The organism is Paraburkholderia flagellata (assembly GCF_021390645.1).
In the GTDB taxonomy this organism is placed as follows: domain Bacteria; phylum Pseudomonadota; class Gammaproteobacteria; order Burkholderiales; family Burkholderiaceae; genus Paraburkholderia; species Paraburkholderia flagellata.
The window spans coordinates 2,059,440-2,084,920 of record NZ_JAJEJT010000001.1 but is presented as its reverse complement, the minus strand read 5'-3'; the positions used below and the strand labels follow the sequence as shown (position 1 = coordinate 2,084,920).

The 25,481-nt window shown below is 65.1% G+C and carries 23 protein-coding genes; 14 read left to right on the top strand and 9 right to left on the bottom strand.

Features of this window, described 5'->3' with window-relative positions; translation table 11 throughout:
• Positions 1-302 precede the first annotated feature (302 nt).
• Genes imuA through L0U83_RS09215 form a run of 3 tightly spaced genes read left to right on the top strand, consistent with a single transcriptional unit; the run spans position 303 to position 6,186 of the window.
• Complete coding sequence (imuA, locus tag L0U83_RS09225; protein WP_233882213.1) at positions 303-1,148, top strand: translesion DNA synthesis-associated protein ImuA; 846 nt, start codon at positions 303-305, stop codon at positions 1,146-1,148.
• On the top strand, positions 1,057-2,667 hold the full coding sequence (locus tag L0U83_RS09220; RefSeq protein ID WP_233882205.1) for a Y-family DNA polymerase: 1,611 nt from the start codon (positions 1,057-1,059) through the stop codon (positions 2,665-2,667). The genes imuA and L0U83_RS09220 overlap by 92 nt, the downstream gene beginning before the upstream one ends.
• Before the next feature lie 36 nt (positions 2,668-2,703).
• On the top strand, positions 2,704-6,186 hold the full coding sequence (locus L0U83_RS09215; RefSeq protein ID WP_233882202.1) for an error-prone DNA polymerase: 3,483 nt from the start codon (positions 2,704-2,706) through the stop codon (positions 6,184-6,186).
• A gap of 70 nt (positions 6,187-6,256) precedes the next feature.
• Here L0U83_RS09215 and L0U83_RS09210 read toward each other — a convergent pair whose 3' ends face one another.
• Both L0U83_RS09210 and L0U83_RS09205 read right to left on the bottom strand, forming a co-directional pair.
• On the bottom strand, positions 6,257-7,174 hold the full coding sequence (locus L0U83_RS09210) for a dTDP-4-dehydrorhamnose reductase family protein (protein ID WP_233882200.1): 918 nt from the start codon (positions 7,172-7,174) through the stop codon (positions 6,257-6,259).
• Positions 7,175-7,185: 11 nt separating this feature from the next.
• Positions 7,186-7,392, bottom strand: a complete 207-nt coding sequence (locus L0U83_RS09205; RefSeq protein WP_233882197.1) for a heavy-metal-associated domain-containing protein — start codon at positions 7,390-7,392, stop codon at positions 7,186-7,188.
• A gap of 161 nt (positions 7,393-7,553) precedes the next feature.
• Between L0U83_RS09205 and cueR the strand changes: the two genes are divergently transcribed.
• Both cueR and L0U83_RS09195 read left to right on the top strand, forming a co-directional pair.
• A complete protein-coding gene (cueR, locus tag L0U83_RS09200; RefSeq protein WP_233882194.1) occupies positions 7,554-7,979 on the top strand; it encodes a Cu(I)-responsive transcriptional regulator in 426 nt (141 codons plus the stop codon).
• A 296-nt stretch (positions 7,980-8,275) separates the two neighbouring features.
• Positions 8,276-8,425, top strand: a complete 150-nt coding sequence (locus tag L0U83_RS09195; RefSeq protein ID WP_233882175.1) for a DUF3563 family protein — start codon at positions 8,276-8,278, stop codon at positions 8,423-8,425.
• 615 nt (positions 8,426-9,040) lie between these two features.
• On the opposite strand, the gene L0U83_RS09190 is transcribed toward L0U83_RS09195, so the two are convergent.
• Both L0U83_RS09190 and L0U83_RS09185 read right to left on the bottom strand, forming a co-directional pair.
• Entirely contained in the window at positions 9,041-9,886 is an 846-nt protein-coding gene (locus L0U83_RS09190) for a 23S rRNA (adenine(2030)-N(6))-methyltransferase RlmJ (RefSeq protein WP_233882168.1), read from the bottom strand.
• Positions 9,887-10,090: 204 nt separating this feature from the next.
• A complete protein-coding gene (locus L0U83_RS09185; RefSeq protein ID WP_233882160.1) occupies positions 10,091-11,062 on the bottom strand; it encodes a potassium channel beta subunit family protein in 972 nt (323 codons plus the stop codon).
• A 271-nt stretch (positions 11,063-11,333) separates the two neighbouring features.
• Here L0U83_RS09185 and L0U83_RS09180 point away from each other — a divergent pair, with 271 nt between their 5' ends.
• Positions 11,334-12,137 (top strand): 3-hydroxybutyrate dehydrogenase, encoded by an 804-nt coding sequence (locus L0U83_RS09180; RefSeq protein WP_233882158.1) that lies wholly within the window; start codon positions 11,334-11,336, stop codon positions 12,135-12,137.
• A 29-nt stretch (positions 12,138-12,166) separates the two neighbouring features.
• Positions 12,167-13,444 carry a DUF3734 domain-containing protein gene (locus tag L0U83_RS09175; protein WP_233882156.1) on the top strand — a complete coding sequence of 426 codons (1,278 nt, stop codon included), beginning with the start codon at positions 12,167-12,169 and terminating at the stop codon, positions 13,442-13,444.
• A 104-nt stretch (positions 13,445-13,548) separates the two neighbouring features.
• Here the strand turns inward: L0U83_RS09175 and L0U83_RS09170 are convergent, their stop codons facing one another.
• Positions 13,549-14,748 carry an amino acid aminotransferase gene (locus L0U83_RS09170; RefSeq protein WP_233882154.1) on the bottom strand — a complete coding sequence of 400 codons (1,200 nt, stop codon included), beginning with the start codon at positions 14,746-14,748 and terminating at the stop codon, positions 13,549-13,551.
• Between the two features lie 323 nt (positions 14,749-15,071).
• On the opposite strand from L0U83_RS09170, the gene uvrB reads away from it, so the two are divergent.
• The 6 genes from uvrB to L0U83_RS09140 all read left to right on the top strand — a co-directional run bounded on the left by uvrB (position 15,072) and on the right by L0U83_RS09140 (position 21,322).
• Positions 15,072-17,153, top strand: coding sequence for an excinuclease ABC subunit UvrB (uvrB, locus tag L0U83_RS09165; protein WP_233882152.1), 2,082 nt, complete (start codon positions 15,072-15,074; stop codon positions 17,151-17,153).
• Between the two features lie 300 nt (positions 17,154-17,453).
• Positions 17,454-18,002, top strand: a complete 549-nt coding sequence (locus L0U83_RS09160; protein ID WP_233882150.1) for an iron transporter — start codon at positions 17,454-17,456, stop codon at positions 18,000-18,002.
• 93 nt (positions 18,003-18,095) lie between these two features.
• On the top strand, positions 18,096-18,449 hold the full coding sequence (locus L0U83_RS09155) for a cupredoxin domain-containing protein (RefSeq protein WP_233882147.1): 354 nt from the start codon (positions 18,096-18,098) through the stop codon (positions 18,447-18,449).
• Between the two features lie 52 nt (positions 18,450-18,501).
• Positions 18,502-19,347, top strand: a complete 846-nt coding sequence (locus L0U83_RS09150) for an FTR1 family iron permease (protein WP_233882145.1) — start codon at positions 18,502-18,504, stop codon at positions 19,345-19,347.
• Entirely contained in the window at positions 19,344-20,771 is a 1,428-nt protein-coding gene (locus tag L0U83_RS09145) for a 4Fe-4S binding protein (RefSeq protein WP_233882143.1), read from the top strand. Before L0U83_RS09150 ends, L0U83_RS09145 begins: the two co-directional genes overlap by 4 nt.
• Before the next feature lie 143 nt (positions 20,772-20,914).
• Entirely contained in the window at positions 20,915-21,322 is a 408-nt protein-coding gene (locus tag L0U83_RS09140; RefSeq protein ID WP_233882141.1) for a heme-binding protein, read from the top strand.
• A 277-nt stretch (positions 21,323-21,599) separates the two neighbouring features.
• Here the strand turns inward: L0U83_RS09140 and hemP are convergent, their stop codons facing one another.
• From hemP to L0U83_RS09120, 4 genes are all read right to left on the bottom strand, one after another.
• Positions 21,600-21,860, bottom strand: coding sequence for a hemin uptake protein HemP (gene hemP, locus L0U83_RS09135; RefSeq protein WP_233882139.1), 261 nt, complete (start codon positions 21,858-21,860; stop codon positions 21,600-21,602).
• A 177-nt stretch (positions 21,861-22,037) separates the two neighbouring features.
• A complete protein-coding gene (locus L0U83_RS09130) occupies positions 22,038-22,523 on the bottom strand; it encodes an SRPBCC family protein (protein WP_233882137.1) in 486 nt (161 codons plus the stop codon).
• A 38-nt stretch (positions 22,524-22,561) separates the two neighbouring features.
• Positions 22,562-22,960: an OsmC family protein gene (locus L0U83_RS09125; RefSeq protein WP_233882135.1), complete on the bottom strand. Its 399-nt coding sequence runs from the start codon at positions 22,958-22,960 to the stop codon at positions 22,562-22,564.
• A gap of 136 nt (positions 22,961-23,096) precedes the next feature.
• Positions 23,097-23,978 (bottom strand): pirin family protein, encoded by an 882-nt coding sequence (locus tag L0U83_RS09120; protein WP_233882133.1) that lies wholly within the window; start codon positions 23,976-23,978, stop codon positions 23,097-23,099.
• 121 nt (positions 23,979-24,099) lie between these two features.
• Here L0U83_RS09120 and L0U83_RS09115 point away from each other — a divergent pair, with 121 nt between their 5' ends.
• Positions 24,100-25,140, top strand: a complete 1,041-nt coding sequence (locus L0U83_RS09115) for a LysR family transcriptional regulator (RefSeq protein ID WP_233882131.1) — start codon at positions 24,100-24,102, stop codon at positions 25,138-25,140.
• Positions 25,141-25,481: the final 341 nt, after the last annotated feature.

The following is a 25,481-nucleotide window of genomic DNA, read 5'->3' as shown; positions in this document are numbered from 1 at the left end:
GGTGCGCCCCTCAGCGTGCGCGCTACTCGCCTGCCTTGAGGTGTTTTTGCCCCGGACGTAAGCCCCGACGCCCGGGAGTAGCCTGGCCGCCACTCGTGCGATCCATTGCACAAGAGCGTGGATCGGCATTTTGCGCATTTTGCAAATGATCGCAAAGTGACCCTTCCCCCATTTTCCGCCTTCCTCCAATCCCATAAAATACTGTATAAATATACAGGTGGAGGCGAACCAGTCTCCTTCCTGCCGATGCCCCATTTCTTGCCGGGCAGGGCGCAGCGTTCCTATCAACCAGGCCACGAACCATGGCAGCAGCAGCCCAGATCACTGCGCAACTCGCCGCGCATTTGCCCACCCGGCTGCAAAGCCGCGTGTGGCAAGGCGATCAGCTCGCGCACGCCAGCGAGCGCTCGGTGCCGAGCGGCCACGCCACGCTCGACGCCCAGCTCCCCGGCGCCGGCTGGCCCGCGGGCAGCCTGACCGAGTTGCTCGTCGAGCAGGGCGGCGTGGGTGAGATGCGGCTCGTCGCGCCGGCGTTGCGCGCGCTCACCGCGCAGGCGGGCCGGCACGTGCTGCTCGTCGCGCCGCCGTGGCGCCCGTACGCCTGTGCGCTCAAGACGTGGGGGCTCGCGCTCGAGCGTGTGATCTGGGTGCGCGCGGCCGAAGACGAGGCCGCCTGGGTGGCCGAGCAAGCGCTCAAGCAGGAAGGCATGGGCGCCGTGCTGCTCTGGCAGACGAAGGCGCGCGCCGACGCCGTGCGCCGTCTGCAGGTCGCCGCTCAGGATTCGCAGGCGCTCGCGTTTCTCGTGCGGCCGCTCGCCGCGCGCAACCAGTCGTCGCCGGCGCCGCTGCGCATGACCTGCTCGCCGGTGCCGCCGCCCGACGACGCGAGCCTGAACCGGCGGCAATGGATGCAGCTCGCCGCGCTTTCCGTGGATATCTTCAAGCGCCGCGGGCCGCCGCCCGCCCAACCACTCGTCATTACATTGCCGCTGCAGGACGCGGTGCTGCCCCAGCCGGATGCAGCCTCCGTCGTCATGCCGTGGCCCGGGGTCAATCATGCTGTGGATCGCCGTCACCTTGCCGTTGTTGCCGCTGGAGGCCGTCAGACCTCTGATGCCGCCGGAGCCGTCAACGCCGCGCCTGCCTGAAAGTGTCGACGCCGATGCTGCCACTGATGCCGCCAGCGCGCCACGCTGCTACGCACTCGCCGACCACACGCGCATCCTGATCGCCGATCTCGACGCGCTGCGCTTAGGCGTCGAGCCCGGCAACACGCGCTCGCATGCGCTGGCACTCGCGCCGGGGCTCGTGCTGCTCGAAGCCGATCCGGCGCGCGAGACCCGCGCGTTCGAGGCGCTCGCGCTCGCGTTGCTCGCCTATACGCCCAAGGTGTCGTTCGCGCAGTCGCACACGCTGTTGCTCGAAGTCGGCGCGGGCTTGCGTCTTTTCGGCGGCGTGCGCGCGCTGCTCGGGAAGGTCCCGGTGACGGTGGCGGGCTGCGGGCACGCCGCGCGCATCGCTTGCGCGCCCACGGCGTGGGGCGCCTGGACGCTCGCGCAGGCGCGCGTCACGCGTTCGTCGCGCCGCTGGCACGTGCTCAAGGAAACGACGCTCGCTCGCGTGCTCGATTCACTGCCGGTCACGCTCGCGCCGTTCGCCGCGCAGCACGACCACGCGCTCACGCAGATCGGCTGCGCGAGCCTCGGCGATCTGCGGCGGTTGCCGCGCGAGGGCATCGTGCGGCGTTTCGGCGACGGCGTGCTCGGCTGGCTCGCGCAGGCGCGCGGCGAAGCGCCCGATCCGCGCGTCTGGTTTGCCGCGCCGCCGTCGTTTCATGCGGCGCTCGAATTGCAGGCGCGCGTGGAGAGCGCCGAGGCGCTGCTCTTTGCCGCGCGCCGGCTCGTGATGCAGCTGGCTGGCTGGCTCGCCGCGCAGCACGCGGCGCTGAGCGGCTTCGAATTGCGTCTGGAGCACGAACTGGCTTCGCGGCATGCGCCGCGCACCTCGACGCTCGCGCTCGCCTGGGCGTCGCCCTCGCGCGACGCCGAGCATCTGCTGTGGCTGCTGCGCGAGCGCCTGAATCAGACCGAGCTTGCCGCGCCCGTGATCGGCCTGGCGCTCGTCGCTTCGCAGGTGAGCGAATACGCGGCGCCCACCGACACGCTCTTTCCGATGGCCGAGGCCGCCGAGGCGTCGCTCGGGCAGCTCTTCGAGCGCATCGGCGCGCGGCTTGGCGAGCAGAACGTGCTGCAGCTTTTCGTCGAGGACGATCATCGGCCCGAGCTTGCGATGTCGGCGCGGCCTTACCGCGAGAGCGGCGCGAAGCGTGCACGCAAGCCGCGCAAGGCAGGCAAGCCGCAGCAGGAAGCGCTTGCGAGTGCGCCCGTGCAAAGCGCCTTCGACCTGCCCGAGGTGCCGCTGCCGACCCAGCCGCGTCCGGCGTGGCTGCTCGAAAAGCCGCTCAAGCTCGCGACGCGCGGCGATCGCCCGGTTTATCGACGGCCGCTGAAGACGCTCACGCGCACCGAGCGCATCGAGTCCGGCTGGTGGGACGGCGAGGGTGTCGGGCGCGACTACTACGTCGCCGCCGACGACCAGGGCCGCATGTTCTGGCTGTATCGCGAGCGCATTGGCGGCCAGTGGTATCTGCAAGGGCTTTTCGGCTAGCGCGTATTCGCGTCGTTCATTCGGGTTTCAGCAATCATGTCGACCAGCGGGACGGGCGCGCCGTCGCCTCCACAGTTGCCTGCGCAGTTGCCTGCGCAGTTACCTGACTACGCGGAACTGCACTGCCTCACCCATTTCACCTTCCTGCACGGCGCGTCGCGCCCGGGTGAGATGGTCGAGCAGGCGATCCGCCACGGCTACCGTGCGCTCGCGATCACCGACGAATGCTCGTTCGCGGGCGTCGTGCGCGCCTACAGCGCGCTCAACGAATACGACGAGGCGCGCAAAAAAGCGCATGACGAAGCCGTGCGCGAGGCACGCGAACGCGGCGGCAACACAGCCGCCGCGGCCCTGGGCCCGTTCGAACCGTCGCTGCATTTGCTGATCGGCAGCGAGCTGAATCTCGTCGATGAACATGGCGCGCCGTTCTGCACGATCGTTGCGCTTGCAACGAATCGTGAAGGCTACGGCAATCTGTGCGAGCTGATCACGCTCGCGCGCTCGCGTGCGGCGAAGGGCAGCTACCGCGTGCATCCCGCCGATTTCACCGGGCCGGAGCCGGGCTTCGAACATCTGAAGCACTTGCGCGACTGCGTGCTGCTGCTCGTGCCGCAGCGCACGGCCACGCTCGCGCAAACGCTGCGCGCCGCGCACTGGCTCGCGGGCTTCGCGGCCGAACGCGCGTGGCTCGCGCTCGAACTCTGGCAAACCGGCGGCGACGACACGCAGATCGAAGTGCTGCGCCACGTCTCGCAGGAGAGCGGCTTGCCGCTCGTCGCGGCGGGCGGCGTGCTGATGCACGCTCGTTCGCGCAAGCCGTTGCAGGACACGTTGAGCGCGATCCGCATCGGCAAGCCGCTCGCGTCGTGCGGGCGCGCGCTGGAGGCGAACGCGGAGCGGCATCTGCGCTCGCGCGTGCGGCTTGGCGCGATTTATCCGCGCGAGGCGCTCGACGCGACGCTCGACGTCGCGCGCCGCTGCACGTTCTCGCTCGGCGAGCTGGCCTACGAATATCCCGAGGAGCTGGTGCCGCCCGGCGAGACACCTCAGACGTGGTTGCGCAAGCTCGTGATGAAGGGCGCACTGGAGCGCTGGCCCGACGGCCTGAACGACAAGCGCCGCGATCAGATCGAACAGGAACTCGAACTCATCGATGAGCTGAAGTACGAGAAGTACTTCCTCACAGTGCACGACATCGTCCGCTTCGCGCGCGATCAGAAGATCCTGTGCCAGGGGCGCGGCTCGGCGGCGAACTCGGTGGTTTGCTATTGCCTGAAGATCACGGAGATCGACCCCGTGCGCATGAATATGCTCGTGGCGCGCTTTCTCTCTCGCGCGCGCAACGAGCCGCCCGACATCGACGTCGACTTCGAGCATCAGCGTCGCGAAGAAGTCATTCAGTACATCTACCGCAAGTACGGCACGCGCCGCGCCGCGCTGGCCGCGACGCTCATCACCTATCGCTCGCGCAGCGCGTTGCGCGACGTGGGCAAGGCGCTCGGCCTCGACAATACGCTCGTCGAAAAGCTCTCGGGCGCGCATCAGTGGTGGGACGGCCCCGATTCGATCGCGCGCCATCTGGAGGAGGCGGGCTTTTCGCCGGACTCGCACGTCACGCAGCAGCTCATTCGTCTCACGCGCGAGCTGCGCGGCTTTCCGCGCCATCTCTCGCAGCACGTGGGCGGTTTCGTGATCGCGCGCGACAAGCTCTCGCGGCTCGTGCCGATCGAAAACGCGGCGATGAAGGACCGCTACGTGATCGAGTGGGACAAGGACGATATCGACGCGCTGCGGCTGCTGAAAGTGGACGTGCTCGCGCTCGGCATGCTCTCGGCGATCCGGCGCTCGCTCGAATTCGTGGCGCTAAGGCGCGGGCTGCCGCAGATGCGCGTGCAGGACATTCCAGTCGAGGACCCGGCGGTGTATCGCATGTGCGCCAAGGCCGATACGGTCGGTGTGTTCCAGATCGAGTCGCGCGCGCAGCAGAGCATGTTGCCGCGTTTGCGGCCGCGCACGTATTACGACCTCGTGATTCAGGTGGCGATCGTGCGGCCGGGCCCGATCCAGGGCGACATGGTGCATCCGTACCTGAAACGCCGGCACGGCGACGAAGCGGTGGAGTACGCGAAGGAAGAATTGCGCCCGGTGCTCGAACGCACGCTAGGTGTGCCGATCTTCCAGGAGCAGGTGATGCATCTCGCGATGGTCGCCGCCGACTACACCGGCGAGGAGGCCGACAAGCTGCGCCGCGCGATGGCCGCATGGCGGCGCGACGGCGATCTGCGTCCGTATCAGGCGGATCTCACGCAGCGCATGCTCAAGAAAGGCTACTCGCCGGAATTCGCCGAGCGCATCTGCAAGCAGATCGAGGGTTTCGGCGACTACGGTTTTCCGGAAAGCCATGCGGCGAGTTTCGCGCTGCTCGTCTACACGAGTTCGTGGCTCAAGCGTTACGAGCCCGCGGCATTTCTGGCAGGACTGCTGAACAGTCAGCCGCTCGGTTTCTATTCGCCTTCTCAGCTCGTGCAGGATGCGAAGCGTCACGGCGTGCAGGTGCGTGCGCCCGATATCGCGCTGAGCGACTGGGAGTCGGTGCTGGAGCGGCGCGGCGCATCCGGCGGACGGCTCGATGCCGAGGCGCTGCGCGTGGGCCATACGGAGGTGCTGCGGTATCGCGCGCGGCTGGCCGCGGTTGCGTTGCTGTGCCGCGGCACGCTCAAGCGCGGCGGCCGGCGGCACAGGTTCATGGACGGCGTGAAGTGCGTCGTGCGCTCACGCATTGCGCTCGCGCCGCGGCGCTATGGACATGGCGGCCCGGCCGTGCGCCTCGGCTTCAGTCTCATCAAGGGCTTTTCCGAAGATGCCGCGCGTCGTGTGATGGAGGCGCGCGAGCGCGCACCGTTCGCCGATGTCGATGATCTCGCGCGCCGCGCGGCGCTCACGCGGCGCGAGCTGGAGGCGCTGGCGGCGTCGAACGCGCTCGCGAGCATTGCGGGCCACCGGCGCGAGGCGTGGTGGGCCGTGACGGCGCAGCACGCGGTGCCTGCGCTGTTGCGCGATGCGCCCATCGCCGAGACGCCGCTCGCATTGCCGCATGCTTCCGAGGGCGCGGAAATCGTCGCCGATTACGCGAGCCTGCGTCTCACGCTCAATCGTCATCCGCTCGAACTGCTGCGCCACGGCCTCACAAAGCAGCGTTTTCGCACGGCGGAGCAACTGGCGCATTGCCGGCACGGCATGCTCGCGCGCGTGTGCGGAATCGTCACGGTGCGGCAGCGGCCGGGCACGGCGAACGGCACGATCTTCGTTTCTCTGGAAGACGAGACCGGCAGCGTCAACGTGATCGTGCACGCGGCGCTCGTCGAGTCGCAGCGCAAGGAGTTGCTAGGGTCTTCGCTGCTGGCGGTGGCGGGCGTGGTGCAGCGTGAAGGCGAGGTGGTGCACCTCGTGGCGCACCGGCTGGAGGACCACAGCCGGCTGCTCGGGCGCCTCGCGACGGAGAGCCGGAATTTTCATTGAATATTCGCGGCGAGTTTCTACGTAGAAACCGTGCGCGCAACGGCCTCGTTACTGGCCGCTGCGGCGCTGCTTAGCGCTGCTCGCCGTCTTTCATATAAGCGTCGAGCACGGCGCGAATCGCCGCGTCGAACGGCGTGCGGCGGCCGATGCCCAGCGCTTCGAGACGGCTCGAATCGAGATGGCAGTTGCGCGGGCGCGGCGTGGCGTCGGTGGGCGTCGGCTGTGCGAGCAGACGCGCCTCTACGCCAAGTGCCTGCGCAATCCGCTGGGCGATGTCGTACTTCGTCATCGGCTCGTCGCCGGACCATTGCGCGACGCCGCGCACGGGCGCGCCGTCCGTGCAGCGCAGCAGCAGTTCGCGGATCACGAACGCCACATCGGGCGTGAAAGTGGGGTAGCGCGTAGCCCACGCGTCCATTGGCGCGGCTTGCGCCCCCGGCTCTCCCGAAGCGCGGATGGCCGGCACGAGGCTCGTGACCGCGGATTCGTGCCAGCCGACGATCGGCCCATACAGCAAGGGCAGGCGCAGCACGAGGGCGTTGTCGCTGGTTTCGAGCAGGGCCTGTTCGCCTTCGAGCTTGCTGTGACCGTAGGCGTTGAGCGGATTCGGCATGTCGTCGATGCGGTAGGGCGGCTGCGTGCCGTCGAACACGTAATCGGTGGAGATCGAGAGTACCCACGCGCCGCGCTGCCGCGCCGCCGCGACGACGCTGCGCACCGCATCGACATTGAGCGCGCGCGCCGCCGCCGGATCGTGCTCGCACACGTCGGGGCGGCGCTCGGCGGCGGCTAGCACGATCGCGTCGGGCGCCTCGCGCTCGACGAATGCGTTCACGGCTTGCGTGTCGCGCACGTCGAGCACGGTCTGCTGCGGGCTGCTGTGGCGGAACGCGGTCGGCACGACCTGCCAGGGGGCAACTGCTGCGAGTTCGCGGACTATGGCGCGACCTAACAGGCCGGACGCGCCGATCACGGCAACCTTGAACATGGCGCGGCCTGTCAGACGCTGGCCGTGCCGACCACGGTGTAGCCGGCTTCGTCGATCGCCGACTTCAGGACTTCGGCGCTCTCGCTCGATTCGACCTTCACGCGGCCAGCGACCAGATCGATCTCGACCTTGGCCTGCGCATCGTGTTCATGGATCGCGCGCGTGACGGCGCCGACGCAGTGCTGGCAGCTCATGCCTTCGACGTTGAACTGGATCATCGTGTGTTCCTTTTTCAGAGATTGAGGCTTGTTACTACTCGATATGAGGCCGTCGGCGGATTATGCCAGCCGAGGCTGGTTGTCACGCTACACCTTCCCATCATGGGAAGGTGTAGGATTAAACGATTGACGAACTATTGACCAAACAGCGGGAGAACGGCGTGAACATCGGCGAAGCGGCGCGCGAATCGGGCGTCACGGCAAAAATGATTCGCTACTACGAAAGTGTTGGGCTGCTGGCGCCCAAAGGGCGTACGGAGTCCGGCTACCGGGTCTATGGCGAGGAGGAGGTGCATTCGCTGCGCTTCATCCGTCAGGCGCGCCGGCTCGGCTTTCTGGTGGACGATATCCGGCGCCTGCTGGCGCTCTGGCACGACCGCTCGCGCGCGAGTGCCGAGGTCAAGTCGATCGCGCTCGAGCACGTCGCCGAACTCGACCAGCGCATCGCCGAACTGTCCCAGATGCGCGACACGCTCGCCCATCTGGCGTCGCACTGCCAGGGGAACGACCGGCCAGATTGCCCGATCATCGAACGGCTCGCCGACACCGCCACGATGGACTGCCACGAGCCCGGCCACGCGCACTGAACGCAGGTGCAACCGCAGCGGGCAAATTGACGCAGCCTCCTTGGCTGCGCGCACCATATCGGTGCGTTTTTGCGTGATTGCCGCCAAGCACCCGCGAAATCGCTGGAAAATGTGTCGATAAAACATGATGTTGCCAATTCGTACCTTACGATCATTCCAGAATGGAATGCACGGTATTCGGGCAATTCACTAGCAAAGTTCGGTGCAACCGTTATAATGCGGGTTATCCCTAATGAGGGTTATCCCTGATGCAAATCACCGGGGATCGCCGAACCGAATCCTTGGAGCACACCATCATGTTTGCATTCGTTCTTGAAAAGCTGAGCAACTGGTTTGAAACTGCTGAACGTCGTCGCCGCGAAGCGTATCTCGCATCGTCGGCCGATATCGTGCAGCTCGAACAGCGCATTCGTTCGATCGAGTCGAACGGCTACAACTCGCTGTAAGCCGTCGCTGTACGAATATTCTGACCGGGTTTCGATCCGGTGAGAGCAGCACAGTCTCAAGCCCCGCATTGGCGGGGCTTTGTCATTTCTGCACCGCCGATGGAACAGAGTCTGAGCCTTCCCACCACGGTAAGGTAAAGTCTTTTTGCGACAAGCCGTCATAGCAATGGTGTCGCTTTCTCTCCGGGGGCCGTTCATGGTGCAAGACCGCATTTCCCACCGCACAGTTGTGTCGCCTTGCCGCGCGTTGCATCTTTCTGTTGCGCGTGCGGGCCTGATCGCCGTCGTCATGACGTGCGCTAGCGGCAGCGCGCATGCAGGGCAGCCACTGATTCTGGATACGCAAAGAGGGATTAGCGACGGTCAACCGGGCGTGGTTCTACAAAACGCGCCGCTCTCGAATGAGCCGATGGTTCAGGCGGTGCAGCCGGCGGGTCTTGCGCCGGATTCGCAGCAGCCCTATGTCGTCGCGCCGTACGTGGAAGTGCAGCAGGGCGGCGGTCGGCCGAATCCCCCGCCGCGTCCGCCACGCCCCCCTCATCGTCCAACGCCGCCGCTTCCCCAGCCGTTGCCGTCTGGGCAGTGACTCCGCTCGCGCGAGGGTGAGCCCGCGGCTCAGTCGCCGCGCGACTCGATCTTGAACTGTGCGCCGGCATCCTGGCCGAGCGTTTTCACGAGCCAGGGCAGGGCCTCTTTCATTGTCGCTTCGAGCGTGTAGGGCGGGTTCAGAATGAACATGCCGCTGCCGTAAAGGCCGAAACCGTCTTCGGGCGGATTGCTCACCGAAAGCGTCAGGTGCAGCCAGTTCTTGTTCTGCAGGCGCTTGAGTTGCTCCGGGAAGCGCTGCGACTCGGGACGCGTGACCTGCGGATACCAGACCGCATAGGTGCCATTCGCGAAGCGCTTGAGGCTTTCCTCGACGCACGCGAGCGTGCGCGCGTAGTCGCGCTTGTCCTCGAAAGACGGGTCGATCAGCACGAGCGCACGGCGCGGCGGCGGGGGCAGGAGCGCCTTGATGCCGTCGAAGCCGTCGCCTGCGTAGATCATCACGCGGCGCCCCGCGTCGTGGAAGCGGTGGCGCAGCACGTCGATTTCCGTGCTATGCAATTCAAAGAGCCGCATGCGGTCCTGCTCGCGCATGAGACGCCACGCGAGATAGGGGGAGCCTGGGTAGAAGCGCAAGTCGCCGTCGGGGTTCAGCGCCGCCACTTCGTCCACGTAGTCCGAGAGCGCCGCAGGCAGGTCGTTGCGGCCCCACAGCTTGCCGATGCCCGTGTCGAACTCGGCGTTCTTCGTGGCGTAGCCTTCGCGCAAGGCATAGGCGCCGGCGCCCGCGTGGGTGTCGATGTACCAGTACGCCTTGTCCTTCTTGCTGAGGTAATGCAGCAGTTGCACGACGACGGCGTGTTTCAGGACATCGGCATGATTGCCGGCGTGGAAGGCGTGACGGTAGCTCAGCATGATGGACGGGACACGAGGTCCGGTGAGAACGGGGAAGACGGCGGCGGCGCAATTGCCGCGCCGCCTGCGCCATGCGCCGCGCCGCTACCGAAGTTGCGGTGCGCGCAGCGAGGCCGCGTATTGTACGCCACCGTGCGATGCGCTCACGCGCGAGCCCGACGCACGGTGGCGAGCGTGGCGCGCGTTCCGGACATGCGCGAGGCGTCAGTCGTAAGCGTCGCCGACGATCGCCTCGATCTGTGCCTTGATGTCCGGCGTGATCTTCTCCGCCACGTCGCGCGCCTTCATGTTTTCGCCGATCTGCTCGATACGGGAGGCCCCGGTGATGACCGTGCTCACGCGCGGATTCTTCAGGATCCACGCAAGCGCCAGTTGCCCCACCGAACAGTCGAGTTGTTTCGCGAATTCGGCGAGCTTGCCGACGATCTCGTTCTTGTCAGGATCGGTGACATTCTTGCGCAACCAGTCGTAGCCCTGCAGTTCCGCACGGCTGCCCGACGGCACGCCGCCGCGGTACTTGCCAGTGAGCAGGCCGGAGGCGAGCGGGCTCCAGGTGGTGAGGCCAAGGCCAATGTCCTCGTAGAGCCGACGGTATTCGTCTTCGACGCGCGTGCGGTGGAACAGGTTGTATTGCGGCTGCTCCATGACCGGTTTGTGCAGGTGATGGCGCTCCGCAATTTCCCACGCGGCGCGGATTTCGTCGGCGCTCCACTCCGAGGTGCCCCAGTAGAGCGCCTTGCCGCGCGAGATCATGTCGCTCATCGCCCAGACGGTTTCCTCGACCGGCGTGTTCGGGTCGGGGCGGTGGCAGAATACGAGATCGACGTAATCGAGCTGCAGTCGCTTGAGCGAGCCGTCGATGGCGTCCATGAGGTACTTGCGGTTGAGCGTGTGGTACTGGTTGGGCGCTTCGGTCAAGCCCCAGTAGAACTTGGTCGAGACCACGTAGCTCACACGCGGCCACGCGAGTTCCTTGAGCGCCTGGCCCATGAGTTCTTCCGACTTGCCGCCGGCGTAGGCCTCGGCGTTGTCGAAGAAGTTGATGCCCGCGTCGCGCGCCGCCGCGAGCGATTCGCGCGCGAGCTTTGCGTCGACCTGGTTGCCATAGGTGACCCACGAGCCGATGGACAGTTCGCTTACCTGCAGGCCTGAGCGGCCCAGTCGCCGATAGTTCATTAACGCCTCCTTGTGAGCCGATAAAGCTAGCACGACTTGGCCATTGTTGCTGAACGGCCTTGCGGTGGCTGCCATGCCGCACTGCGCTTTGCACTGCGGCGAAAATCTCTTTTGCTTGTCTTGCTCGATGCTTCGACGAGACGGGTTCATGCACAATAGCCTGGTTGGCCGCGACGCAACATCCGGCCGGATGGCATAAGCCATTCGTCAGGTTTGACGGCGCGCGCTCCGAGGTTTCATCCTGTCCTGTTCACTCACCTGGAGGTGCCCGATGTCGTCTCTCTCACTGAACACGAAACTCGATGGCAAGGTCGCAGTTGTTACCGGCGCGGCCAGCGGCATTGGCAAGCAGATCGCGCTCACGCTCGCGCAGGCAGGCGCTGCGGTCGCCATCGCCGACCTGAACCAGAGCGGCGCGGACGCCGTGGCCGAAGAGATCAAGGGCGCAGGCGGCAAGGCCATCGGCGTCGCCATGGACGTCACCAATGAAGACGCCGTGAATCAGGGCATCGACCGCGTCGCGGCCGAACTCGGCCCGGTGGACATCCTCATCTCGAACGCCGGCATCCAGATCGTGAACCCTATCGAGAATTACGCGTTCTCCGACTGGAAGAAGATGCAGGCCATCCACGTGGACGGCGCGTTCCTCACGACCAAGGCGGTGCTCAAGCACATGTACAAGGACGACCGCGGCGGCGTGGTGATCTACATGGGTTCGGTGCATTCGCACGAAGCGTCGCCGCTGAAGTCGGCCTATGTTGCGGCCAAGCACGCGCTGCTCGGTCTCGCGCGTGTGCTCGCCAAGGAAGGCGGCAAGCACAACGTGCGCTCGCACGTGGTGTGTCCGGGCTTCGTGCGCACGCCGCTCGTGGAAAAGCAGATTCCGGAGCAGGCGAAGGAACTCGGCATCTCCGAAGAAGAAGTGGTCAAGCGCGTGATGCTCGGCGGCACGGTGGACGGCATTTTCACGACCGTCGAGGACGTCGCGCAAACCGTGCTGTTCCTCTCGGCGTTCCCGAGCGCTGCGTTCACCGGCCAGTCTTTTGTGGTGAGCCACGGCTGGTTCATGCAATAACGCGGACATCGAGCGCAGGAGGCGCAGCAATGGCGCAACGCAAGAAGGGGCAGGTCCAGTCGAGCGCGGTCGACGACGAGGTCGGCGCACATACCGGTGCACATGGCGGCGCGCAAGTCGGCCACGCGCCGCAGCCGCATGTTTCGCAGTGCGGCCCGCAGGCCAAAGAGTGGGAAACCGTCGCGCTCACGCTGCAGGGCGGCGGCGCCCTCGGTGCGTATCAGGCGGGCGTGTACGAAGGGCTCGTCGAGGCCGGCATTGCGCCCAACTGGATCGCGGGTATTTCAATCGGCGCGCTCAATACCGCCATCATCGCGGGCAATGCGCCTGAACATCGCGTGGCGCGTCTGCGCGAGTTCTGGCAGACGATCTGCCAGCCGGCCTTCAGCTTCCCGTTGCCGCCCTTCGTCGAGCATGCGCTGTTCAATTCGAATGCCGCCTTGCGCAAGACGTTCACGGCCATGCAGGCGGCAGGCGCGATCGTGGAAGGGCAGAAGGGATTTTTCGTGCCGCGCTTTCCGCCGCCGCTGCCCAATGGATCCGGTTCGCCCGAAACGGCCAGCTACTACGACACGAAGCCACTCAAGGCGACGCTGGAACGCCTGTGCGACTTCGAGCGCATCAACTCGGGCGAAACGCGCGTGTCAGTGGGTGCGGTCAACGTGGGCAGCGGCAACTTCGTCTACTTCGACAACAAGACCACGAAGCTGCGCCCCGAGCATTTCATCGCCTCGGGTGCACTGCCGCCGGGCTTCGCGGCGGTGGAGATCGACGGCGAGTACTACTGGGACGGCGGCCTGATGTCGAACACGCCGCTCTACGAGGTGATTCAGACCACGCCGCGGCGCGACACGCTCGCGTTCCAGGTCGATCTCTGGAGCGCGCGCGGGCCGGTGCCCGACAACCTCATCGACGTGCAGGGCCGCGTGAAGGACATTCAGTATTCGAGCCGCACGCGCCTCGTGACCGATATCCTGCAACGCTCGCAGCGTTACCGGCATGTGTTGCGCGAGGTGCTCGATCGCGTCGCGCCCGAGCATCGCAATGATCCGTGGGTCGCGCTGGCGGACGAGCTTTCGTGTTCGAAGAAGTACAACGTGATCCACCTCATCTACCGGCAGAAGGAATACGAGGGGCACTTCAAGGACTACCAGTTCGGCCTCTCGACGATGCACGAGCATTGGGCAAGCGGTTTGCAGGATATCCGCGCCTCGCTCGCGCAGCCGGGCTGGCTCGACAAGCCCGACAACGACTCGGGTTTCGTCACGCACGATATCCATCGCGACATGCGCGGCCACGGCGCCTGAGTCTTCCGCTGCGTTTGCCATGTAAAAAGGCGTCCGTTCTTTCGAACGGACGCCTTTTTTTCGCGTCGGCGCGCCGCGTTGTAGCGGCGCGCTGGCAAACGAATTTACTTCAGCACTTGTGCGACGGCGCTCGCCACGGCGTCGAGGTTGCGCGTGTTCAGCGCGGCCACGCAGATGCGGCCCGTGCTCACGGCGTAGATGCCGAACTCTTCGCGCAGGCGGTCGACTTGCACCGCCGTCAGGCCCGAGTACGAGAACATGCCGCGCTGCACGTTGATGAAGTTGAAGTCGCGGTCGACGCCGGCAGCCGTGAGGCGCTCGACGAGGCCCGTGCGCATCGCGCGGATGCGGTTGCGCATTTCGCCGAGTTCCGCTTCCCACATGGCGCGGAGGTCGGCTGAGCCGAGCACGGCTGCGACCACCGAGCCGCCGTGCGTCGGCGGGTTCGAGTAGTTCGTGCGGATCACGCGCTTGAGTTGCGAGAGCACGCGCGACGATTCTTCCTTGCTGCTCGTGAGGATCGACAGCGCGCCCACGCGCTCGCCATACAGCGAGAACGACTTCGAGAACGACGACGAAACGAACACGTTGAGTTCCGAAGCAGCGAAGAGGCGCACGACTTCGCCGTCTTCCGCGATGCCGTCACCGAAGCCCTGATATGCGATGTCGAGGAACGGCACGAGGTTGCGCGCCTTCACGACTTCGATGATCTGCTTCCACTGGTCGATCGTGAGATCCACGCCGGTCGGGTTGTGGCAGCATGCGTGCAGCACGATGACGGTGCCGGCGGCGTAGCCGTTCAGTGCGCTCAGCATGCCTTCGAAGTTCACGCCGTTGGTCTGCGCGTCGTAGTACGGATACGCGAGAACTTCGAAACCCGCGCTTTCGAAGAGCGCGCGGTGGTTTTCCCAGCTCGGGTCGCTGATCGCGACCTTGGCGCTCGGGTTCACGCGCTTGAGGAAGTCGGCGCCGATCTTCAGCGCCCCCGTGCCGCCCAGCGCCTGCGCCGTGACGACGCGGCCCGCGGCGATCAGCGGCGAGTCGTCGCCGAGCAGCAGCTTTTGCACGGCGGCGTCATACGCGCCGAGACCTTCGATCGGCAGATAGCCGCGCGGCAGACCGGCTTCCACGCGAGCCTTTTCTGCTTCGCGCACCGCGCGCAGCAGCGGAATCTTGCCTTCTTCGTTGGTGTACACGCCCACGCCGAGGTTCACCTTGGTCGCGCGCGCGTCGGCGTTATAGGCTTCGTTCAGACCCAGGATCGGGTCGCGGGGGGCGAGTTCGACAGCGGAAAAGAGGGACATGATCGTTCGGCAAAAGTGAAGGAAGATCGGTTGGGCCACATGCTGCACCGGCCACGGAACTCGCTATTGTAACGAATCCTCAAGCCCGATTTCCGCGGATTTGCCATTCTCCGCGCCGCTTTCAGGGCTATTTGCGGCACGATTGGCCGATTTCCGGCGTGCGCTCGCCTGGGTGTTCGCCGCCGCTGCGACACGTGGCCCTTGCAGCGCCGCCGTTGCGCCCCATGTATGCCTGAGCCCACCTCGTCTCGCCCCAGGCTCGCCCATCGGCAAGATCCGGCGAGACGCTAGAATAGTTGTTTGCTCCGCGCACAGGATGCCCCATGCCCGACCACACCGTCGCCGACGCGCCCGCGCTCGACGAGTCGAAATTCGTCCAGTATGAAGGCTCGCCGTTCCAGCTCTACCAGCCGTACTTGCCGGCCGGCGACCAGCCGACGGCCATCGAAACGCTCGTCGAAGGCGTGGAAGACGGCCTCTCGTTCCAGACGCTGCTAGGCGTGACGGGCTCGGGCAAGACTTACACGATGGCGAACACCATCGCGCGCCTGGGCCGCCCAGCCATCGTGTTCGCGCCGAACAAGACGCTCGCCGCGCAGCTCTACGCCGAGTTCCGCGAGTTCTTTCCGCGCAATGCCGTCGAATACTTCGTCTCGTACTACGACTACTACCAGCCCGAAGCCTATGTGCCGCAGCGCGATCTCTTCATCGAGAAGGATTCGTCGATCAACGAGCACATCGAGCAAATGCGGCTTTCGGCCACCAAGAGCCTGATGGAGCGGCGCGACGTGGTGATCGTCGCGACGGTTTCGGCGATCTACGGTATCGGCAATCCGTCCGAGTACCACCAGATGATTCTCACGCTGCGCCACGGCGATCGCCTCGGCCAGCGCGACGTCATCGCGCGCCTGATCGCCATGCAATACACGCGCAACGAGCAGGACTTCCAGCGTGGCACGTTCCGCGTGCGCGGCGACACCATCGACATCTTCCCGGCCGAACACGCCGAAATGGCGGTGCGCGTGGAACTGTTCGACGACGAAGTGGAAACGCTGCAGCTCTTCGATCCGCTCACGGGCCGCGTGCGCCAGAAGATTCCGCGTTTTACGGTCTATCCGTCGTCGCACTACGTGACGCCGCGCGAAACCGTGCTGCGCGCCGTCGAAACCATCAAGTCCGAATTGCGCGAGCGCCTCGAGTTTTTCCATACGGAAGGCAAGCTCGTGGAGGCGCAACGCCTCGAGCAGCGCACGCGTTTCGATCTGGAAATGCTGCAGGAGCTGGGCTTCTGCAAGGGCATCGAGAACTACTCGCGGCACTTTTCGGGCGCGCTGCCCGGCGAGCCGCCGCCCACGCTCGTCGATTACCTGCCGACCGACGCCATGATGTTCCTCGACGAGTCGCACGTGCTGATCGGCCAGTTCAACGGCATGTACAACGGCGACCGCGCGCGCAAGGAAAATCTCGTCGATTACGGCTTCCGGCTGCCTTCGGCGCTGGACAACCGGCCGCTCAAGTTCAACGAGTTCGAGCGCAAGATGCGCCAGGTGGTGTTCGTCTCGGCCACGCCCGCCGACTATGAAAAGAAGGTGACGGGCCAGATCGCGGAGCAGGTCGTGCGACCCACGGGCCTCGTCGACCCGACGATCGAGGTGCGGCCCGCATCGACGCAGGTCGACGACGTGCTCGGCGAGATCAACGAGCGCGTGGCCGTGGGCGAGCGCGTGCTCGTCACCACGCTCACCAAGCGCATGGCCGAGCAGCTCACCGAGTTCCTGGCCGACCACGGCGTGAAGGTGCGCTATCTGCACAGCGACATCGACACGGTCGAGCGCGTGGAGATCATCCGCGACTTGCGTCTGGGCACCTTCGACGTGCTCGTGGGCATCAACCTGCTGCGTGAGGGCCTGGATATTCCCGAGGTCTCGCTCGTGGCGATTCTCGACGCCGACAAGGAAGGCTTCTTGCGCGCCGAGCGCTCGCTCATCCAGACGATCGGGCGCGCCGCGCGTAACGTGAACGGCAAGGCGATTCTCTACGGCGACCGCATCACCGACTCGATGCGCCGGGCCATCGACGAAACCGAGCGCCGCCGGGCCAAGCAGATCACCTTCAACGAGGAGCACGGCATCGTGCCGCGCGGCGTGGTCAAGCGCATCAAGGACATCATCGACGGCGTCTATAACGTCGATGAAGCCCGCGCCGAGCTGCGCGAGGAGCAGGAGCGCGCGAAGTTCGAGGATATGTCCGAGAAGCAGATCGCCAAGGAAATCAAGAAGCTCGAAAAGCAGATGATGGACTACGCGAAGAACCTCGAATTCGAAAAGGCAGCGCAGGCACGCGATCAGCTCGCGGTGCTGCGCCGGCGCGTGTTCGGGGCGAATGTGGGTGACCATCCGATCTGAGCGCCGAGCCGAGGCGGGTGGGGCGGCTTCACGCCGCACCCGCTATATCCCATCTGTAGCATTCGAATGCCTTTCGCGGATTTCCGGCCCTGAAACCGGACCGCTAACCGCCGTAAGCCTGCGTTAACAAAACGCTGCTAAAACCCTGTCGCGGTTGGGTTTTCCGGCGCTCCGAATTTGTCCCTCATGTGCATCGGTGTTAAACTCCGTGATTATTGAGAATTGTTCGCATTAGCGTTATTACACGTGCGCAGCGAACGTTGGTCGGATGTAACCCTCATATAAAAACCAGGAGTTTCGATGCGGATTCACTCTCTCTTGCGCGGCGCTGCCGTCATCGCGGCTGTCACGGCGGCATTTGCGGCCAACGCGGCTGAATACCCGATCGGCAAGCAGGCAATCCAGGGCGGCATGGAAATCGGCGCGGTCTATCTGCAGCCGATCACGATGGAGCCGGAAGGCATGATGCGCAAGGCCTCGGATTCCGACATTCACCTCGAGTCGGACATCCACGCGGTCAAGAACAACCCGACCGGCTTCGCCGAAGGCGACTGGATGCCGTATCTGCAGGTTCACTACGAACTCACGAAGCCGGGTTCGAGCTACGTGCAAAAGGGTGACCTGATGCCGATGGTCGCGAACGACGGCCCGCACTATGGCGACAACGTGAAGCTCGCCGGTCCCGGCAAGTACCACCTCAAGCTGATCGTCGAAGCGCCGATGCAAACGGGCCACATGGCGTTCGGCCGTCACGTCGACAAGGAAACGGGCGTGGGCCCGTGGTTCAAGCCGATCACGCTGGAATATGATTTCCCGTTCGCGGGCATCGGCAAGAAGGGCGGTTACTAAGGCGCCACCAGGCCGTCACCCGGTAGCTTGAGCGGCGGCCCGCATCTCGTGCAGCGCCGCCGCATGAATGGCAGCAAGGAGCAGGTAAAACCAATGACTGGAAAGCGGAAGTTTGCGGCGCTCGCGCTCAGCGCGTCTTTTGCGGTGTCGCTGGCGGGCGTGGCCACGATGGCGCATGCCGAAGATCTGCCGACGTTCAAGCTCGAAATGAACGACGGCAAGCTGAATCCCGCGCGCATCGAAGTGCCGGCGGGCAAGCGCATCAAGATCGAGGTGCGCAATACGGGCAAGGGCGCGGCGGAGTTCGAGAGCGTTCAGTTGCGCAAGGAGAAGGTGCTGGCGCCGGGCGCGGACTCGTTCGTCGTGATCGCGCCGCTCGATCCGGGCGAGTACAAGTTCTTCGACGATTTCCATCAGCAGGCGCAGGGCGTGATCGTAGCCAAATGAGCGTAGCGAAGTAAGGCCGCTGGCGTGTATCGCCGGTAGCAGGAGGTGTTGAATGGGTCAGGTGATGTTCATCGTATGGCGGGAGAGCGTCGAGGCGCTGCTCGTCGTCGGGATTCTTTATGCGTGGCTGAAAAACGGCGATGCGGATGCGCGGCGCGGCGTGCCGTACCTGTGGGGCGGCGTGGCGTTCGGCATTCTTGCTGCGATCGGCCTCGGCGCGGCGCTGGTCGGCTTCACCGAAGTGCTTTCGGGCGACGCGCAGGACTACTTCCAGACCGGCATGGTGCTGGTGGCGTGCGTGCTGATCGTGCAGATGGTGCTGTGGATGAAGCGGCACGGCCGCACGCTCAAGCGCGAAATGGAAGAGTCGCTGGAAAAGAGCACGCGCGACGCGAACTGGTGGGGCGTGACGATTCTCGTCGCGCTTGCCATCGCGCGTGAAGGCAGCGAGACGGTGATCTTTCTCTACGGCCTCGGCTTCGGTCAGTCGGGCCACGTGGACGCGAGCCAGTATTTCGCGGTGCTGATCGGCCTCGCGCTGGCGTTCCTCACGTTCTATCTGCTTCAGCTGGGCGGCAAGATCTTCTCGTGGCGGCACTTCTTCCGCATCACCGAGATCATGCTGTTGTTCCTCGGCGCGGGCCTGTTCCAGACCGGCGTGGACAAGCTGATCGACAAGGAAATCCTGCCGACCATCGTCGACCAGATGTGGAACTCCTCGGCGATCCTCGACGACTCGAGCACCTTCGGCTCGCTCGTCGCGACGCTCACGGGCTACCGCGCGCATCCGGCGCTCATGAACCTGATTGCCTATGCCGTGTACTGGCTCGTGGTGTGGTTCCTCGTGCGTCGCGCCACCGGCCGCGCGGGTGCACTTGCGAAGAGGACGGCAGCATGAGTTGTGCATCCGCTCGCCCGACGCAGGCAATAGAGCGCCCTGGCAAGCTCGCCCAGGCGGGCCAGTGGATGCAACGTCACGGCTCGGCGATCCGGGCCGTGCAGTGGGTCGTCGTTGCCGTCTATGCGTTCCTGATTCTCGTGCCGGCGGTCATGCCGCTGCCCGACGACACCTCGCACCTGTGGAACAACCTCACGCTCGCGGCGCAGTTCGTGTTCTGGGGCATCTGGTGGCCGTTCGTGCTGCTTTCGATGGTGATGCTCGGCCGCGTGTGGTGCGGCGTGCTCTGCCCCGAAGGCGCGCTCACCGAGTTCGCCAGCAAGTTCGGGCGCGGCCGCGCGATTCCGCACTGGATGCGTTGGGGCGGCTGGCCTTTCGTGGCCTTTGGCCTCACCACGATCTACGGTCAAATGGTGAGCGTCTACCAGTACCCCAAGGCGGTGCTGCTGGTGCTGGGCGGCTCGACGCTCGGCGCGATGGTGATCGGTTTTCTGTACGGACGCGAGAAGCGCGTCTGGTGCAAGTATCTCTGCCCCGTGAACGGGGTTTTTGCGCTTCTGGCGCGTCTCGCGCCGTTTCGCTACAAGGTCGACGAAGACGCCTGGCGCAACTCCTACACGCACGGCGAGCACGGCGGGCATCGCGTGATTCCCGTGAACTGCGCACCGCTCGTGCCGTTGCGCAACATGAAGGGCGCCGCGCAGTGCCACATGTGCGGACGCTGCAGCGGCCATCGCGACGCCATTGCGCTCACGTGGCGTTCGCCCGCGGAAGAAGTAGTCGAGCTTGGCGATAGCCAGGCGAACCCGTGGGACACCGCGCTGATTCTCTACGGTCTGCTCGGTGTGGCGATCGGCGCGTTCCACTGGACGGGCTCGCCGTGGTTTATCGGCATCAAGCAGTGGCTCGCGGGCTGGCTCATCGACCGCGACATCACCTGGCCGCTCGACACCAACGCGCCGTGGTTCCTGCTCACGCATTACCCGGCGCAGAACGACGTGTTCTCATGGCTCGACGGCGCGATGATCGTCGGCTATATCGTGGCGACGGCGCTCGTTTATGGCACGGCGCTCTTAGCGATTCTCGCGGGCTCGACGGCCGTGCTCGGGCGTTTCGAGATGCGGCGTCTGCATCATTTCGCGCAGTCGCTGATTCCGCTGGCGGGCGCGGGCGTGTTCCTCGGCCTCTCGGCCACGACGCTCTCGCTCTTGCGCGCGGAGCACGTGCCGCTCGACTGGGCCGCCGAGGTGCGCATCGCGATTCTCGTCATCACGAACCTCTGGAGCGCCTGGCTCGCGTGGCGCGTGACGGGCCGCTACAGCTCGCGGTTCTGGCAGCGCGCGCTCGCGCTCGCGGGCTTCGCGCTCGCGCTCGCTGTGGTGGACAGTGCGTGGTGGCTCATGTTCTGGGGCTGGGTGCGCTGAGCATCCGTCGGTGTTTCTTCGTCTGCTGCTGATATAGCCGGCATACGAGGCGTCAGCGTGTCGCGGCGCAAGTCTGGGTGTTACTCTCAAAAACCGGGTTGGCTATCTCGCCAAACCCGGTTTTTGACTTTTCGGAGAGACGCATGCGAACGCGAGCAGTACTGACCGATGAAGACGTGATCCGGGTAGCCGACGCAGCCGTTGCGCACGCCCGCGCGAATGAATGGAACGTGACGATTGCGGTCGTCGATGATGGTGGCCATCTGCTGCATCTGCGCCGGCTCGACGGCGCCGCGCCCATCACCGCCGAAATCGCCATGGCCAAGGCCCGCACCGCATCGCTGGGCCGCCGCGAGAGCAAGGTCTACGAGGACGTCATCAAGCAGGGCCGCACGGCGTTTCTCAGCGCGCCGCTCACCGGCATGCTGGAAGGCGGTGTACCAGTAATCGTGAACGGCGATGTCGTTGGCGCGGTAGGGGTTTCGGGCGTGAAGTCCGATCAGGACGCCGCTATTGCGCGTGCGGGCATTGCGGCGCTTGGGGTCGAGTAAGCGTATCCATCGTCGCGCGTGGCGGTGCCAGAAAAGCAAAAGCCGCGGACCTGTGCCGCAGCTCTTGCCTCGGGCGGCTCACGCTTCGCGCGCCGCCCCGTTTCAGGTATGAGAACAAAAAAATGGCGTGGCTTGCTTCGACGGCTGGCTTGAAGCTTGAAGGATGTCTGCACGAAGGGGTCTAGATCTCGCGTGCAAGCCGTCGTTGCTGGCTAATGCCCCAACGCCTCTCGGTGGAGGCGGTCCCCACAATACCCGGTTGAAACCTCGCGGTTTCCTATTTCGTCAGGATCAGCTTGCCGAGCCGGGTGGCCCGCAGCTGATACGTCTCGCCGTTGTGCATGATGCTCACATGGCTGCGGCCTTGCAGCAGCGCCGCGCTATCCAGTTTCCGCTCGTCGCTTGCCGCGGCGACTGCCGTTTCGGCGCTCCGGCGCGGCTCCGGCTGCGCGACGGCAGGTTTCGGCCGCGCGCTGGTCAATGCCGAGCTGCCGTTGCGGCGCAAGCTTAGCGTGGAGGTGCGGTTCAGTTCGGTCATGAACGTGACGTCTTTGTCTCGATTCGATGGAATGATTCTAAATGATAATCGTTCCCATTTTCAACTACGAGATATTCATCGAAATAGCGCGTCGATAGTCTGAGCCGAATCGGATGCTGCGTGATGAATCGGCGTTTGCCGTCCCGCGCAGGGCGGCCCGACAAACGCCGAGGGATGTCAGTGCAGCGCGTTAGGCGCGCTGCCGTTGCCCTGCACGAACTGGCGGATGAGCCGCACGGTGTCGATATCCGACTCGCGATACGCCGACTTCACGATCTCGGAAGTCTGTCGATCGTCTTCGGTATCGGCGGTCGGCAGGGTCGTGCGGTACTCGAAGCGCAAAAAGAGCTGCAGCGGATCGGGCTGCTCGATCGTCATCGTGAGCGAGCCGCCCACGTACTCGGGCGTTGCCATGATGTCGTAGCGCACGCTCTCGTTGGGCGTGAACGTGACGCGGTCGCGCACCGTGGCGTGGCCATAATGCAGCTCGCGCTCCATCGTGCTTTCGGTGCGCGAGAGGATCGTGCAGCTGTCGAGCCCGATCACGAAGAGCTGCGGCTGCTCGGCGCGCAGCACGAGCCCTTCCCAGAGCTGCTCGCGCGTCATGGCCTCGACGAGCGGGTTCAGCGGATCGTTGATCTGGATGAGGTGTTCGAAATTCAAGGCGGCGCCTTCCTGTGTCTGTGTCCTTGTGCCGCCGCTTACGCGACGACGAGACCCGTGCGGATCGCGATCGTGTTCGTGAGGACCTTGTGGACCGGGCAGGCGTTGGCGATCTGCAGCAGGCGCTCGCGCTGCTCTTCGGTGAGCGCGCCTTCGAGCACGATCTGGCGGTCGATCTTCGTGCCTTCGCTGCCGGTTTCCATCGTGAGCTTCACGCGTACGCCTTCGAGCGGCCACTCCTTGCGCTGCGCGTACATCTTCAGCGTGATGGAGGTGCAGGCGCCAAGGCTCGAAAGCAAGAGCGAGAAGGGCGACGGTCCGCGGTCGCCGCCGCCGAGCGAGGCGGGTTCGTCGGCGATCCAGGTGTGTGTGCCGTCGTCGAACTGGACCTGATAGTTCGTCGAGCCAATGTGTGCGGTGACTGCGGGTTCGGCCATGCGCTCCTCGCGGGCGGGACGGTTAAAGAGGAACGGGCGCGCGAGCTGCGGTGCGCGCCCCGGAAACCTTATTGTGACGGAAACCGGGCGGGCCTGTGGCGATGCATCGGCACCCGCGCCACGGGCGGCCTCAACATCAATGCGCGATGCGGCCCATCCGACCGGCCTGATAATCGAGCACGGCCTGGCGGATCTCCTGCTCCGTGTTCATCACGAACGGGCCGTAGCGCACGACCGGTTCGTTCAGCGGCACGCCGCCGATCAGCAGCACGTCGATGGGCGCGCTCGCGTCAGCCGGGGCGGCGAGCGTGACGGTGTCGCCGTCGCCCGCGAAGGTCACCATCTGCTGGGCGGCGATGGCTTGCGCCTCGGGACCGTACAGTCCTGTGCCCGAGAGCCCGTACGCGAACACGCGATACTCGCTCGGCACCGGCTGCTCCACGCGCGCGCCGGGCGCGAGCGTGAAGTGCTGGTAGAGGATCGGCGTGCGCGTCTCGATCGCGGCCTTCGCGCCCAGCGCCTCGCCTGCAATCACCTTCACCGAGACCTTGCCGTCCTTCGAGCGGCCCACTGGAATCTGCTCCGTCGGCAGCTCCTGGTAGCGCGGCGCCATCATCTTGTCGCGCGCGGGCAGATTCACCCACAACTGCAGGCCATGCATGCGGCCGCCCGTGCGCGTGAATTCGGGGTCGGGCATTTCGCTGTGAATCACGCCTGCGCCGGCCGTCATCCATTGCACGTCGCCCGGACTCAGCGTGCCCGAGTGGCCCGCCGAGTCCTTGTGGCCGAAGCGGCCCTCGACCATATAAGTGACGGTTTCGAACCCGCGGTGCGGGTGGTCGGGCGCGCCCTTGGCCTCGCCGGGGGCGTAATCGGTCGGGCCCATTTCGTCGAGCAGCAGGAACGGATCGAAGTCCATCAGCTGGCGGGTCGGGAACGGCCGATGGACGATGAATCCGCCACCCTCGGTGGTGCGAACCGCGGGATAAACGCGTTCGATCGTGCGGGTCGTGGTCATGGATGTCACCTCGAATTGTGGGAATTGCGTTATATGCGAAACAAACCGCTATTATAGGTAGCCAATTCGGCCTGTTTTACGGCCTGATCGCAATGGATTGTCCCATCGCTGGAACGACGACATGAAAATCGATTCGCATAACCTCAACGACCTGATGTACTTCTCGCAGGTGATCGAGCACGGCGGCTTTTCCGCTGCCGAACGCGTGCTCGGCATCTCGAAGTCCCGTCTGTCGCGGCGGGTGAGCGAACTCGAGGCCTCGCTCGGCGTGCGCCTGTTACAGCGCTCCACGCGCAAGCTCGCGCTCACCGAAGCGGGCGAGCTTTTCTACGAACATTGCCGTGCGATGCTTGCCGAGGCGCAGGCCGCAGTGAACGTCGTTCAATCGCTGCGCTCGTCGCCGCGCGGCACAGTGCGCGTCAGCGTGCCGGTCACGCTTTCGCAGACCATCTTTTCGCAGATCATTCCGGAATTCATGCACCGCTATCCCGAGGTACGGGTGGTGCTGCGCGTGACGAACCGCGTGATCGACCTGTTCGAGGATTCCGTGGATATCGCGCTGCGCGTGCGCTCGGAGCCGCCGCAGAACGCCAATATCGTGGTGCGGCCGCTGTGGCGCACCGAGCAGATGCTGGTGGGCGCGCCGAGCCTGCTATCGCAGAACGCGCCGCCGCTGACCCCCGAAGACCTTTCGCGCTTCGAAACGCTCGATACGCCCACGGGCGATGGACGCCACGTGTTCCAGCTCATCGCACCCGACGGCACGCGCCATGCACACGAACACGAGCCGCGCCTGATCACCGCGGACCTCACGACGATCCGTGAAGCCGCTTTGCAAGGCCTCGGCATCGCCGCAATGCCGGAGATGATGTATGGCGCCGCGCTGCGCTCGGGCAAGCTTTCACCCGTGATGCCAGGCTGGACGCTGCCGGTGCCGCAACTCTATGCGGTATTTCTCTCGCGCCAGGGCATGGTTCCCGCCGTGCGCGCCTTCGTCGATTACCTCGTTGAAGTGCTCGATGCCGATAAAGGCTTGCAGCAGGAGTGCCCGCTGAATAGCGACATTGCCGCACTTGCAGCGAACGCGGAAGGGCGCAGCACACCCAGCGCACCGGTTGGGCTGCCACGCACAAAGAACGCTAGCAAAATCGAAACTGCGTGAAGCTTAGCGAACGTGCACGCGCGTGCGCTTGTATGAAGTCTGGTTACTGCGCAGTGCATTTGTGCCCAACGTATAGCGCCATTTGTTTTTAGGCATGCAAGCGTGGCTAGCCATCGCTACATTCAATGGCCGACCTCTTGTAGGCGCGAAGCGAGAGGAATATATTGAAGTCCTTCTCGCCAAGCACCGGTCTTGTGCGGGAATTGATGGCCGCTATCATAGTGGGCCTTCAGGGCCGAAAGCGCAGTCCGTGTTGCCCACGGCAGTCGCATGTGCTGGCGTGAACCGATCGATTGTCGGGGAGTCGCCCCACCGCCCGAATGCGCCGCGTGCGCACGAAA

Coding starts and splice junctions, on each gene's coding strand:
- imuA (WP_233882213.1), top strand. CDS start 303: ATGGCAGCAGCAGCCCAGATCACTGCGCAACTCGCCGCGCATTTGCCC.
- L0U83_RS09220 (WP_233882205.1), top strand. CDS start 1,057: ATGCTGTGGATCGCCGTCACCTTGCCGTTGTTGCCGCTGGAGGCCGTC.
- L0U83_RS09215 (WP_233882202.1), top strand. CDS start 2,704: ATGTCGACCAGCGGGACGGGCGCGCCGTCGCCTCCACAGTTGCCTGCG.
- L0U83_RS09210 (WP_233882200.1), bottom strand. CDS start 7,174: ATGTTCAAGGTTGCCGTGATCGGCGCGTCCGGCCTGTTAGGTCGCGCC.
- L0U83_RS09205 (WP_233882197.1), bottom strand. CDS start 7,392: ATGATCCAGTTCAACGTCGAAGGCATGAGCTGCCAGCACTGCGTCGGC.
- L0U83_RS09195 (WP_233882175.1), top strand. CDS start 8,276: ATGTTTGCATTCGTTCTTGAAAAGCTGAGCAACTGGTTTGAAACTGCT.
- L0U83_RS09190 (WP_233882168.1), bottom strand. CDS start 9,886: ATGCTGAGCTACCGTCACGCCTTCCACGCCGGCAATCATGCCGATGTC.
- L0U83_RS09185 (WP_233882160.1), bottom strand. CDS start 11,062: ATGAACTATCGGCGACTGGGCCGCTCAGGCCTGCAGGTAAGCGAACTG.
- L0U83_RS09180 (WP_233882158.1), top strand. CDS start 11,334: ATGTCGTCTCTCTCACTGAACACGAAACTCGATGGCAAGGTCGCAGTT.
- L0U83_RS09175 (WP_233882156.1), top strand. CDS start 12,167: ATGGCGCAACGCAAGAAGGGGCAGGTCCAGTCGAGCGCGGTCGACGAC.
- L0U83_RS09170 (WP_233882154.1), bottom strand. CDS start 14,748: ATGTCCCTCTTTTCCGCTGTCGAACTCGCCCCCCGCGACCCGATCCTG.
- uvrB (WP_233882152.1), top strand. CDS start 15,072: ATGCCCGACCACACCGTCGCCGACGCGCCCGCGCTCGACGAGTCGAAA.
- L0U83_RS09160 (WP_233882150.1), top strand. CDS start 17,454: ATGCGGATTCACTCTCTCTTGCGCGGCGCTGCCGTCATCGCGGCTGTC.
- L0U83_RS09155 (WP_233882147.1), top strand. CDS start 18,096: ATGACTGGAAAGCGGAAGTTTGCGGCGCTCGCGCTCAGCGCGTCTTTT.
- L0U83_RS09150 (WP_233882145.1), top strand. CDS start 18,502: ATGGGTCAGGTGATGTTCATCGTATGGCGGGAGAGCGTCGAGGCGCTG.
- L0U83_RS09145 (WP_233882143.1), top strand. CDS start 19,344: ATGAGTTGTGCATCCGCTCGCCCGACGCAGGCAATAGAGCGCCCTGGC.
- L0U83_RS09140 (WP_233882141.1), top strand. CDS start 20,915: ATGCGAACGCGAGCAGTACTGACCGATGAAGACGTGATCCGGGTAGCC.
- hemP (WP_233882139.1), bottom strand. CDS start 21,860: ATGACCGAACTGAACCGCACCTCCACGCTAAGCTTGCGCCGCAACGGC.
- L0U83_RS09125 (WP_233882135.1), bottom strand. CDS start 22,960: ATGGCCGAACCCGCAGTCACCGCACACATTGGCTCGACGAACTATCAG.
- L0U83_RS09120 (WP_233882133.1), bottom strand. CDS start 23,978: ATGACCACGACCCGCACGATCGAACGCGTTTATCCCGCGGTTCGCACC.
- L0U83_RS09115 (WP_233882131.1), top strand. CDS start 24,100: ATGAAAATCGATTCGCATAACCTCAACGACCTGATGTACTTCTCGCAG.